The organism is Ruminococcus sp. J1101004sp1_RTP21198st1_B9_RTP21198_201120, from assembly GCF_040924245.1.
Classification (GTDB): Bacteria; Bacillota; Clostridia; order Lachnospirales; family Lachnospiraceae; genus Blautia_A; species Blautia_A faecis.
This window is the reverse complement of record NZ_JBCOMI010000006.1, coordinates 69,679-81,396: the sequence shown is the minus strand read 5'-3', so window position 1 is coordinate 81,396 and position 11,718 is coordinate 69,679. Positions and strand designations below refer to the sequence as shown.

The following is an 11,718-nucleotide window of genomic DNA, read 5'->3' as shown; positions in this document are numbered from 1 at the left end:
TTTTGACGTAGCCAGAGAAAATGCAGAGATAGTCCACTGTTGGTTATAGAAGTATATAGAAAATGCATAAAACGATTATGACTGCTTTAAGGAATTAAATGTCTGCTCATAATGGAGAATACGATTTTTTTGATTTTCCAATAAGGTGGTTCGCTTTAATTCAATGGCAATTGTGTAATCTACAAGTTCTTTTCCAGTGCAGTCGAGAAGACGATATTTTTCGATAAGCTGCTGTTCGGCGAGGGATTGAACATCGACAGCTGTAGTCGCTCTTTCTTCTGTTAATCCTAACAGGTAATCGGTAGAGACGTGAAAAAACTGCGATATCTTTATAAGAAATGGAAAGCCAGGTTCCCGAATGTCCATTTCGTAATTGCGCAAAGTGTTGGCAGGAATGCCAAGCTCAGCCGCGAAAGTGTCGCGATTGCGATAACCATGTTCTTTACGCAGCTGCATAAGTCTTTTTCCAAAAGTCATGATAAAAATCCCTCCATTTTCTATTATTGATTGACAAAATCATATAGAATAGATATAATATACTCACCAGAACAGTTGGAAGGTAGATGCTCTCTACCTGATCCTGTTATATTGGGTGTTGACTATTGAGATAGCCGTTCCGCAACTTTTCCAGGGTTAGGACGGCTATTTCTTATGTATGGCGAATTCCAGAGCCTGTTTGAAAAAGCATTCCTGCAATCTGCACGCCCCACTTTGCGGTATATTTTGTCCGAATTCGGTTGCCGTAGCCCGCTACGGCGCCCTCATCCGGGCAAAATCTCCCACAAATTGTGACGCACATCTTGCAGAAAGCCTTTTTCAAACATGCTCTGGAATAGAAACAAGTAAAATACCTGCGGTTAAAATAATCATAAATTCTTCATAGGTTGAAAAATGAGTAAAAAATAAGGAGCTGAAAAACGATGAACGGACTCAGCCGAAAAATATATCTCGAACTCCCCCTCCCAACCGAAGACGATCCCCGCTCAGATCAGCAGCGGATCCTGGATAGCCTGGCGGCAGCAGGTGTGGAAGAGCGAGTTCATATACCTGTCCATATTTTGCGGAAGTTATACCCCTTGCTGGACAACGCAAAGTGGAAAATAACGGTTTCCCTTGCTTGGAATGGGGAAAACTGGGAAATGGTGGAGATTGAGGAAGGAGATACCACCGCGCAGCATTATGGGCTGGCGGTGGATCTGGGAAGTACCACTGTGGTCGCGAGACTTCTGGACTGCAACAGTGGAGAGATTTTGAAAGAGGTCAGCTGCTTCAATAAGCAGATCCAGTGGGGGACAGATATTCTGTCCAGGATTTTTTACTGTAAAGATAATAGGGAAAAGCTGGAAGAAGTGCGGCGGGCTACGGTGGAATCCATTTGTGAATGTATGGATAAGCTGGATGCAAGCCACTCCGCGTTCTCCATGGTAATCGCAGGCAACACCACCATGATTCACTTCCTTCTGGGAATGGACGCTTTCTGCGTCTTTTACACCCCACACGCAGTCCATGCCGACTGCCCCGGCTTCCAGCTGGCGCGCGATCTGGACATTCCGCTGAAAGGCTACGTTTATTGTTATCCTGCCAAGTCAAACTACCTTGGCGGCGATATTATCAGTGGCATGATTGACACTGAATTATACAAGAAAAACGAGATCAGTGTTTTCTTCGATATCGGAACCAACGGCGAGCTGGTGATCGGAAATAAAGAATTTCTTCTCTGCGGCGCAGGCGCAGCAGGACCAGCGCTGGAGGGAGGCGTGGTGCGCACTGGAATGCGGGCAGACGTAGGGGCAGTAGATGAAGTGAAGATAAGGGATGGAAACATCTTTGTGCATGTAATTGGAAAACAGGCAGAATGCTTTGAAGTTATGCATGGAGAGAGAAAAAACCAGAAAAATATCACAGATTCAGTACAATCTAACACTGAAAAAATGACAAATTTATTGTCAGAAGATGTATCAGATGAGAAATGCAAAGACAGTAATGGAAAGAGAGAAACTCCGCCTCAGGGAATCTGTGGTTCCGGCATCATAGACCTGATCGCAGAGCTTTTCCTGGAAGGCTGGATCGACATCCGTGGCAAGCTTTCCCCGGAAAAAAGCCCTCTTATCCAGGAGAGAGACAACCAGTTCTGTGTGGAATATGCCCCCGGTCTGTACTTCTACCAGAAGGACATCGACGAATTTATCCGCACCAAATCCGCCGCTCACACTATGGTGGAGATCATGCTCCGTGAATCCGGTCTTGACTTAAACCAGGCAGACCGCTTCTACGTGGCAGGAGCCTTTGGCAAACACGTATCCAAAGAATCCGCCATCACCATCGGCATGTATCACGACATGGACCGCGACCACATTATCAACGCTGGAAACTCCTCACTGGAAGGAGCTCAGAAGCTTCTTTTAAACCGAAGTCTCCTCACAGATATTGACCAGATCCTGGAAGAAATGGTTTATATTCAGTTTGCCGAAGTGGAGGATTTCCTGGAACTAATGGTAGCAGCCCAGGCTTTGCCCCATACAGATTATAAGCGGTATCCTACGGTTATGGAGAAACTAAAAGAACGACAGAAAGATATAAAGTTATAAACTGCTTTTTGATTTATATCAATGAAAATTCATTTTCAAATGGTTGATTTGAAGAAGTTCTTTCGATATACTTAGAAGTAATAGAAATCATCGAAAAGGAGTGATTACATGCCATTACTCGAAGAAAAAGTTTATACAATAGATGATATATATGCTCTTCCAGAAGGGGAGAGAGCGGAGCTTATTGATGGACATATATACTATATGGCACCACCTAACAGAACACACCAGAAAATATCCATGGAACTGTCAGCCAGAATTCTTGAGTACATCCGTTCCCATAAGGGGAAATGCGAAGTCTATGCTGCTCCATTTGCAGTATATCTGGATGACACGACTAGTACTTATGTAGAGCCAGACATTTCAGTAATTTGTGACCCGGATAAACTGGATGATCAAGGCTGCAATGGTGCACCAGACTGGATTATTGAGATCGTTTCTCCTGCAAGTAAACGAATGGACTATTATACGAAGCTTTTTAAATACAGAACAGCAGGTGTAAGAGAATACTGGATCATAGATGCGGCTAAGAATCAGATATTTGTATATAATTTTGAAAAAGGAGATGCAGAACAATATACACTGCAGGATTCGGTAAAAGCAGGAATTTATGAGAACCTGATGATTGATTTTAGTAAACTGGATATTTAGAAAATGTATGTAAGGGCAGGCCTGTTTTGCAGCTTGCCCTTTTTGAAATTCGTACAGTAATAATGAGAAAAATGTAAAAAATATCTAAATTTATAGTAATTTAGCACAAAATATGCTATACTATCCCCAAACCAACAGACAGGAAGTGTACGAAATGACAGCACCAAAGAAACCACCAATTACGAAAAGTTTCGGATACGCATTTGAAGGAATTTTCACCTGCATCCGCAAGGAACGGAACATGAAGATCCACTGTGCCATGGCAGTCCTGGTAGTGATCGCAGGCATCATCCTGAAGCTTTCCCCAGTGGAATGGTGCATCTGTTTTGGCCTTTTCGGACTGGTAATGGCACTGGAGCTGGTGAACACCGCCGTAGAATCCGTGGTAGACCTGGTAACCAGCGAGCACAAGCCTCTGGCGAAAACCGCCAAGGACACTGCCGCTGGAGCCGTCCTGATTGCCGCCATCATGGCAGCCATCGCCGGACTGATCATTTTCGTACCTAAAGGGCTGGCATTTCTTGGACTTTTATGAGAAGTCCGATCTGCTGAAAACGAAAATCCCACAGGGAGTTGGCAGATATAGCTGTAAATAAGAAAGGAGCACACACTATGGAACTTGGAGAAGGCATCAAAAAAATATTACTTGCAGGAATCGGCACTGCAGCAGTGACCGCAGAGAAATCCAAAGAAGTTCTGGATGAACTGGTAAAGAAAGGTGAGCTCACCGTAGAACAGGGCAAGGTCCTCAATCAGGAACTGAAGCACAATATCAAAGAGAGCGTGAAGAAGAACGTAAACGTAACCCTGAAGCCGTCCAACCCGGACGAGCTGAAGGAAGTCCTTGGCAAAATGACTCCGGATCAGCTGGCTGCCCTGAAAGAGCAGATCAGCAAGATGCAGGCGAAAGACGTAGACGCAGAGGAAACTGCCGAAGAAGAGGAAGAGGCAGAAGAAGTGGAGGAAGCCAAAGAAGAATACGAGGACGACCCTCAGGAATAAGCAATAACATTTTCCGAAAAAGAAATAGTATTGCCTTGTTTAAGAAGTGCAGCAGGAAATCCTGAACGGCATTGCAGAACGAAATAAAGAAATTTATGAAGGCAGGATGAGGAGAAAGAGTACCCGAATCCTGCCTTTTCAGTAAGGGGAACAGACATGGGCGTGACAAAGAATGACAGTACGATGAAGTCAGAAGCAGACCAGGCACAAAGAAAGAATCAGGAAGTGGAAATCCAACAGGATAAAAATGAGAAAAACAGCACAGCCGGTAAGAAGTCAAATGGCAAAGACACCGGCACGTATAAAGAAAGGCTAAAAGAAATTACAGCCGTTCTCCACAAGCATGCCATCACCCGAGGCGTCTCCCCGGAGAAGCTCCGCCTCATTCTCACAGATCTCGGCCCCACCTTCATCAAGCTGGGACAGATCATGTCCATGCGCTCCGACATTTTGCCCAAGCGCTACTGCGACGAGCTGATGAAGCTTTGCTCTGATGTAGACCCCATGCCATTTGCAGAAGTTGAAGAAGTCCTCCGGGAAGCATTTGGCTGTCCCTGGCAGGAAGAATTTCAGGAAATCCAGGAGAAGCCCCTTGGCTCAGCCTCTATCGCCCAGGTACACCGCGCCGTCCTGAAAACCGGCGAAGAAGTTGTGATAAAGGTTCAGCGAAAGGGCATCTACGAGATCATGGCCCGCGATATCGGCTTGATGAAGAAGGCTGTGAAGCTCCTTCCCCCTGTAAGCATCAAGGAAGCGGTAGATCTGAATCTTGTGCTGGAAGAGCTGTGGCGCGTCACCCAGGAAGAGATGAATTTCCTGACGGAAGCAGCCAACATGGAAGAATTTTCCAGGAAAAATAAAAATGTGGCATTTGTAAAAACGCCTATTCTTTACAGGGAGTATACCACAGCCAGTGTCCTTGTTATGGAATACATCGACGGTATTCCCATCGACCATAAGGAAGAGCTTCTCGCAGGCGGCTATGACCTTGATGAGATCGGCAGCAAATTTGTGGATAATTTTATCAAGCAGGTTATGGACGACGGCTTTTTCCACGCAGACCCCCATCCGGGAAATGTGATGATCCAGGGCGGCAAAATCGTGTGGATCGATATGGGAATGATGGGGCGGCTGAATGATCGTGACCGGGAGCTGATCGGTCAGGCTATCGAAGGTGTGGCACTGAATGACATTGGAAAAATTCAGGATGCAGTGCTGGCACTTGGAGAATTCAAGGGGAAACCTAACCAGAGCCGTCTTTACACAGACATCCGAGACCTTATGGCAAAATACGGCACCGCAGATTTTGGCGAAATCGATATCGTAGAAATCCTTACAGATCTGATGGACGTAATGAAGGAGAACAAGATTGTCATGCCCCATGGCCTCACCATGCTTGCAAGAGGGCTGACTCATATGGAAGGGGTACTGGCAGATATCAGCCCGGAGATTAATATGGTGCAGATTGCAGCTGCCCGTCTGAAAGGGAACCTTCTGGATGAAGGAAACTGGAAGAAGCAGATGAAGGGCACCGGGAAAAAACTGTACCGCTCCATGCTCCGCGCTGTGGATATCCCTGCGCTGGCAGCAGATTTCCTGCAGGGCTGTATGAAAGGCCAGACCAAGATCAACCTGGATCTTCACGCCTCTGATGACCTGGCGTGGCTGATGCGTCGCCTGATCCGGAACATTGTGCTTGGTCTTTGGGTAATGGCACTTCTGATCAGCTCCAGTATTATCTGTACCACAGATATGACACCGAAGATAATGGGAATTCCGGCTTTGGGAGTGCTGGGGTACTTTGGGGCGCTGGTGATTCTTATGTATCTGTTTATCAAGCACTTTATGAAAAAGTAGTGGAAAAAACCAGTGGAAAAATCGGGTTAAGTGGATAAAATTACCAAACTTTGTCGGAAAAGCCAGAAAGAAACCTGGGGGGGGGTTGACACTAATAGGGCAGGGTGGTATTTTATTAAGAAGACTGGAATGGTGAAATTTGTCGAAATTGGAAAATAAATAATACCGCTGACGTATAAACGGTGGTTACAGATCAGGAGTGATGTGACCTAAATATGCCTGAGAAAAAGCATAACCGGGAAGCGTTGGCGGGAAAATATAAATTTAGATAAGTTATAAATAAAATAGATTTCACCATTGCATTTTAGAGAATGGAAGGATTCTGTCAACTGTATTTACCTAAGCTGAACGGAAGAAAAGTACTTGGGAGGGAAAAGGAAAATATGTATCGGAAGGACTCAGAGGGCTGGTTAAAACATGCGGATTTTATTGTTCTGGATATGATCTGTCTGCAGCTGGCATTTATTTTGGCATATGCATTCCGCGGGTACGGATTCAATGTGTATGGAGATATATTGTATCGAAATATGGCAATATTCCTTGGATTTGCAGACCTGGTGGTGATCTTCACCTCCGGCACCATGAAAAGCGTGCTGAAAAGAGGTCACTATAAGGAATTTGTCTCCACCTTGAAAAATGCTGTGGCAGTAGGTGCTCTTGCAATCGCTTACCTGTTCATAATCCAGGAAGGCCAGAGCTTTTCCAGAATGATCCTGATCACCACGATTGTGATCTATCTGATCTTTACCTATGCCATAAGAGAAATCTGGAAAAATTCCTTACATAAAAAAATGGAAAACGGCGGCGACAAGAAGCTGCTGATCATCACTTCCAAAGCGGTAGCCAAAAACGTAGTGCACAGCATGCAGGAAAACAATTATGCCAGATATTCCCTTGCCGGAGTGGTTGTGATCGATGAGGACTGTACCGGTGAGAAAATCTGTGGAGTCCCTGTTGTGGCAGGCGAAAGTGACGTGCCTATGTATGTCTGCCAGGAGTGGATTGACGAGGTGCTGATCGTCATCTCCGAAAATCTGCCATACCCGGACGGGCTTATCGACAAGCTCACCGAAACCGGCGTAACTGTTCATCTGAACCTTGCAAAAATCACCAACCAGACTGGCAAAAGACAGTTTGTGGAAAAGGTTGGAAGCTATACAGTTCTGACCACCAGCCTGAACTATGCATCCTTCGGACAGCTTTTCCTGAAGCGCCTGATGGACATCTGCGGAGGACTGGTTGGCTGTATTTTCACAGGAATCATTACCATCTTCGTTGGCCCCGCCATCTACCTGGCATCCCCAGGCCCGATTTTCTTCTCCCAGGAACGTGTGGGAAAGAACGGAAAGAAATTCAAAATGTACAAATTCCGCAGCATGTACATGGATGCGGAAGCGCGGAAAGCCGAACTTATGAAAGAGAACAAACTGGGCGATGGCAAAATGTTCAAGATGGACTTCGACCCCAGAGTAATCGGAAATAAGGTGCTGCCGGATGGGACACATAAGACCGGGGTGGGAGATTTTATCAGAAGGACGAGCCTGGATGAGTTCCCGCAGTTCTTTAATGTGCTCAAGGGGGATATGTCCATTGTAGGGACGAGACCGCCGTTGATTTCGGAGACGAATTTGTATGAACCGAGACATAAGGTAAGACTGGCAATTAAGCCGGGGATTACCGGAATGTGGCAGGTGAGTGGGAGAAGTGATATTACGGACTTTGAAGAGGTTGTGAGGTTGGATAAGGAATATATTGAGAATTGGGATATTGGGTTGGATATTAAGATTCTTTTGAAGACGGTGATGGTTGTTGCGAAGAAAGACGGATCGATATGATTGTGTCTACTATAATATAGATAAATTATAATTTAGATTGTAGTGCAAAAGGTAACTGGAAAAAGTGTTTGGGGAAAGAAATTATTGCGATAAAAACACAAAAGTGAGGATGGAATAGAGGAATGGATTCAAAAAAAGAAGTACAGCATATGTATCTGATTGGTGATGCAGTGATAATAGGCACAAAAATCGTTGAGAAATGGATGATGAATACACTGTTTTATATAATTTGATCGGCTTGTAATGAGTCTTACCATACACTAAGAGATTTCAGGAGGATATAGGATTATGAAAAAGGACTATAAAATTGCGGTTGCGGGTACCGGGGCTAGAGATATAATAGGGTCAACCAAGAAAAACCACGACAAATAAAGGGTTTCAACGGCTCGACTCGTTCAACAAAAGTATTTATTTGCTGACAGGCTGCGGAGAAGCTGAAATCCAGAGGTTATAGGTGGGAGGCTTTGGTGCAGCTCTGTTTTGACCCACAAAATGAGCAGCAAGTAAAAAATTAAGGAGAACGAATCGAGTCTACGGTGGATTGCCATTGAGTGATCCGCCGTGGGCTTGTTTGCTGTTTTTACAAAATAAAAGACTAGTGAGGGAGAATAGAACGATGAAAAACTATAAAATCGCTGTGGCCGGCACGGGATACGTCGGGCTTTCGCTGGGAGTGCTTCTGAGCCAGCATCATCAGGTAGTTGCAGTCGATATTGTGCAGGCTAAGGTCGATATGATTAACAACAAGAAATCTCCGATTCAGGATGATTATATTGAAAAATACTTGGCAGAAAAGGACTTGAATTTGACCGCAACGCTGGATGCAAAGGCAGCATATAGCGATGCGGATTTTGTTGTGATTGCGGCTCCTACTAACTATGACAGCAAGACCCAGCACTTTGATACGTCTGCGGTTGAAGCTGTAATCAAGCTGGTCATGGAATATAACCCTAATGCCATTATGGTTATCAAGTCCACGATTCCTGTGGGCTATACGGCAAGTGTAAGAGAAAAGTTCAACAGCAAGAATGTCATTTTCAGCCCGGAGTTCCTGCGTGAATCTAAAGCCCTTTACGATAACCTGTATCCTTCTCGTATCATTGTGGGTACTGACCAGAACGATGAACGTCTGGTGAAAGCCGCACATGAGTTTGCTGGTCTGCTCCAGGAAGGTGCAATCAAGGAGAACATTGACACGCTGTTCATGGGCTTCACTGAGGCCGAGGCGGTCAAGCTTTTCGCTAACACCTATTTGGCTCTGCGCGTGGCTTACTTCAATGAGCTGGACACCTATGCGGAGAGCAAAGGACTGAATACCCAGCAGATTATCAACGGTGTCTGCCTTGATCCGCGTATCGGTAGCCACTACAACAATCCCAGCTTCGGCTATGGCGGGTACTGTCTGCCCAAGGATACGAAGCAGTTGCTGGCCAATTATGCCGATGTGCCGGAAAACCTGATTGAAGCTATTGTTGAGAGTAACCGCACTCGTAAGGACTTCATCGCTGATCGTGTCCTGAAACTGGCTGGCTATTACGGCTATGATGAGGATAACGAATATGATGCAAAGCAGGAAAAGCCAGTAACTATCGGGGTGTATCGCCTGACCATGAAATCCAATTCTGATAACTTCCGTCAGAGTTCTATTCAGGGTGTTATGAAGCGTATCAAGGCAAAGGGCGCAACGGTCATCATTTATGAGCCGACTCTGAAAGACGGCGATACTTTCTTCGGCAGCACAGTGGTCAATGATTTGGCTAAGTTCAAGGAAATAAGCCATGCCATCATCGCAAACCGCTATGACAAGTGTTTGGATGATGTGAAGGAAAAAGTTTACACGAGAGATATTTTTCAGAGAGATTAATAAATGTGGGTTAGTAGAGAGATGGATGAAAAGAAAAACGTGAAGATATGTTTTGCGGCTTCATCAGGTGGACACTATGAGCAGCTCATGATGCTAAAACCACTGATGGAAAAATATGACAGTTTCATCATAACGGAGAAGACTGATTATAGTGCAGAACAAAAGGGTGAAAAAACATACTATATGAAGCAGGTTAATCGCCGAGAAAAAGAGTTTATCTGGCGGATGATTCAAAATGCTTGGAAGTCTATCGGCATTTACAGAAAAGAGAAACCTGATGTAGTAATCTGCACAGGAGTTCTAGCGATGATACCGATTTGTTTGATTTCTAAACTTATGGGTAAAAAGCTGATTTACATTGAATCTTTCGCAAAAGTTACTTCTCCGACAGAAACAGGTAAACTGCTCTATAAATTTGCAGATCAGTTTTATGTTCAGTGGAAGCCGATGCTGAAATTCTATCCTAAAGCTATATATTTGGGAGGGATTTATTAAATGGAAGAGAAAATTTTCATAACATTGGGTTCTCAGAAATTTCAGTTCAATAGATTGCTTATAGCTGTGGATAAACTGTGCGAAAAAAAGATTATTTGCGGAGAAGATGTATTTGCGCAGATTGGTTACAGTGACTATGTTCCCCAAAATTATCGCTATAATAATTTTCTGGACAGAGAAGAATTTAGCATGGAAATGGGTAAAGCGGATATAGTGATTACTCATGGCGGAACAGGTGCGATTATTGGTGCAGTAAAAAAAGAAAAGAAAGTCATTGCTGTTCCACGTCTTGCAAAATATGGAGAACACGTTGATGATCACCAACTGCAGTTGATTAAGCAATTTGACGACCTGAACTTGATTTGCCCATGCAGAGATACAGATGAATTAGCAGAGGCAATAGAAACAGTAAAACATACAAGATATGCTGCATACGAATCCAATACAACCACTATCGTAGATAGCATAGAAAAATACATAGAGGAACTTGTCTGATATGAATAGAGAAAAAGCTATGACTTTTATGAAAAAGAGTCTGAGATTTTTACCGGATAAAGCATATATAAAATTATATTATCGGTTGCGAGTTGGTAGAAAATTAAATACGCATGATCCAGAAACGTTGAATGAAAAGCTTCAATGGCTGAAATTTAATTATAGATTTCCATTACAGTCAATTGTGTCAGACAAATTGTTGGTTAGAGACTATGTAAAAGAAAAAATAGGAGAAGAATATTTGATTCCTTTACTTGGAAGTTGGGAAGAGTATAGTGATATTGATTTTTCTTCATTGCCAGAGCGATTTGTCTTAAAATGCAATCATGATTCAGGAGGTCTGGTTGTTTGTACAGATAAGGATAAACTGAATTATGAAGAAGCAAAAAAGAAAATTGAGAAATCGTTAAAGAGTAATTTCTTTTACATTGGACGGGAATATCAATATAGAAACATTAAGCCAATGATTCTTTGCGAAAAATTCATTTCTGATGATGGAAATGTTCCGATGGATTATAAGATTTATTGCTTTAATGGTAAGCCGGATGTTATATTGGTTTGCAAAGACCGATTTAGCAAAAATTCACATAAAGCATCTTATTTATACTATGACCAAGAATGGAATTTCGTTCCATTGAACAAAGGCGATGATAAGCTACCGGATCCTAAAATTCCAATGCCAAAGAACTTAGATAAAATGTTGGAAATAGCAAAAGTTTTATCTAAGGATTTTGTTTTTGCACGAATTGATTTGTATAACATCAATGGTCAAATTTATTTCGGAGAAATTACGTTGTCGCCGAATTCTGGATTTGATGCAGATATAACATACGAAACGGATTTGATGTTTGGAAAGAAATTAAAAATACCATATTGGAATTCTATAAATAGAGAAATTTAATGGGATGAAAAAGCAAGCGATATGAGGAGG

General features: G+C 43.4%; 12 protein-coding genes and 1 pseudogene. 11 read left to right on the top strand and 2 right to left on the bottom strand.

The genetic code is table 11. The features are described 5' to 3' along the window. Positions 1-75: 75 nt before the first annotated feature. Together AB5618_RS05425 and AB5618_RS05420 are read right to left on the bottom strand one after the other, a co-directional pair. Entirely contained in the window at positions 76-477 is a 402-nt protein-coding gene (locus tag AB5618_RS05425; RefSeq protein WP_368366568.1) for a helix-turn-helix domain-containing protein, read from the bottom strand. A 172-nt stretch (positions 478-649) separates the two neighbouring features. Next, complete coding sequence (locus AB5618_RS05420) at positions 650-799, bottom strand: DUF6783 domain-containing protein (protein WP_319017204.1); 150 nt, start codon at positions 797-799, stop codon at positions 650-652. On the opposite strand from AB5618_RS05420, the pseudogene AB5618_RS05415 reads away from it, so the two are divergent. The 11 genes and pseudogenes from AB5618_RS05415 to AB5618_RS05365 form a co-directional block, all read left to right on the top strand. Then, positions 737-883 (top strand): annotated as a pseudogene (locus tag AB5618_RS05415) (DUF6783 domain-containing protein); the annotation flags it as partial. The gene AB5618_RS05420 and the pseudogene AB5618_RS05415 sit on opposite strands and share 63 nt — an antisense overlap. A 37-nt stretch (positions 884-920) precedes the next feature. Further along, positions 921-2,588, top strand: a complete 1,668-nt coding sequence (locus AB5618_RS05410) for an ASKHA domain-containing protein (RefSeq protein ID WP_368366567.1) — start codon at positions 921-923, stop codon at positions 2,586-2,588. 108 nt (positions 2,589-2,696) lie between these two features. Then, positions 2,697-3,239 (top strand): Uma2 family endonuclease, encoded by a 543-nt coding sequence (locus AB5618_RS05405; protein ID WP_368366566.1) that lies wholly within the window; start codon positions 2,697-2,699, stop codon positions 3,237-3,239. 154 nt (positions 3,240-3,393) lie between these two features. Continuing rightward, positions 3,394-3,774, top strand: a complete 381-nt coding sequence (locus AB5618_RS05400; protein ID WP_368366565.1) for a diacylglycerol kinase family protein — start codon at positions 3,394-3,396, stop codon at positions 3,772-3,774. 77 nt (positions 3,775-3,851) lie between these two features. Further along, positions 3,852-4,241 carry a phasin family protein gene (locus tag AB5618_RS05395; RefSeq protein ID WP_148463236.1) on the top strand — a complete coding sequence of 130 codons (390 nt, stop codon included), beginning with the start codon at positions 3,852-3,854 and terminating at the stop codon, positions 4,239-4,241. A 156-nt stretch (positions 4,242-4,397) separates the two neighbouring features. After that, entirely contained in the window at positions 4,398-6,098 is a 1,701-nt protein-coding gene (locus AB5618_RS05390; RefSeq protein ID WP_243879984.1) for an AarF/ABC1/UbiB kinase family protein, read from the top strand. Between the two features lie 383 nt (positions 6,099-6,481). Further along, entirely contained in the window at positions 6,482-7,933 is a 1,452-nt protein-coding gene (locus tag AB5618_RS05385) for a sugar transferase (protein WP_195589395.1), read from the top strand. 616 nt (positions 7,934-8,549) lie between these two features. Beyond that, on the top strand, positions 8,550-9,797 hold the full coding sequence (locus AB5618_RS05380; protein ID WP_148463235.1) for a nucleotide sugar dehydrogenase: 1,248 nt from the start codon (positions 8,550-8,552) through the stop codon (positions 9,795-9,797). 3 nt (positions 9,798-9,800) lie between these two features. Continuing rightward, entirely contained in the window at positions 9,801-10,292 is a 492-nt protein-coding gene (gene pssD, locus AB5618_RS05375; protein WP_243271326.1) for a PssD/Cps14F family polysaccharide biosynthesis glycosyltransferase, read from the top strand. Continuing rightward, positions 10,293-10,787, top strand: a complete 495-nt coding sequence (gene pssE / locus AB5618_RS05370; protein ID WP_148463234.1) for a PssE/Cps14G family polysaccharide biosynthesis glycosyltransferase — start codon at positions 10,293-10,295, stop codon at positions 10,785-10,787. A gap of 1 nt (position 10,788) precedes the next feature. Then, positions 10,789-11,688, top strand: coding sequence for an ATP-grasp fold amidoligase family protein (locus tag AB5618_RS05365; RefSeq protein WP_148463233.1), 900 nt, complete (start codon positions 10,789-10,791; stop codon positions 11,686-11,688). Positions 11,689-11,718 lie beyond the last annotated feature (30 nt).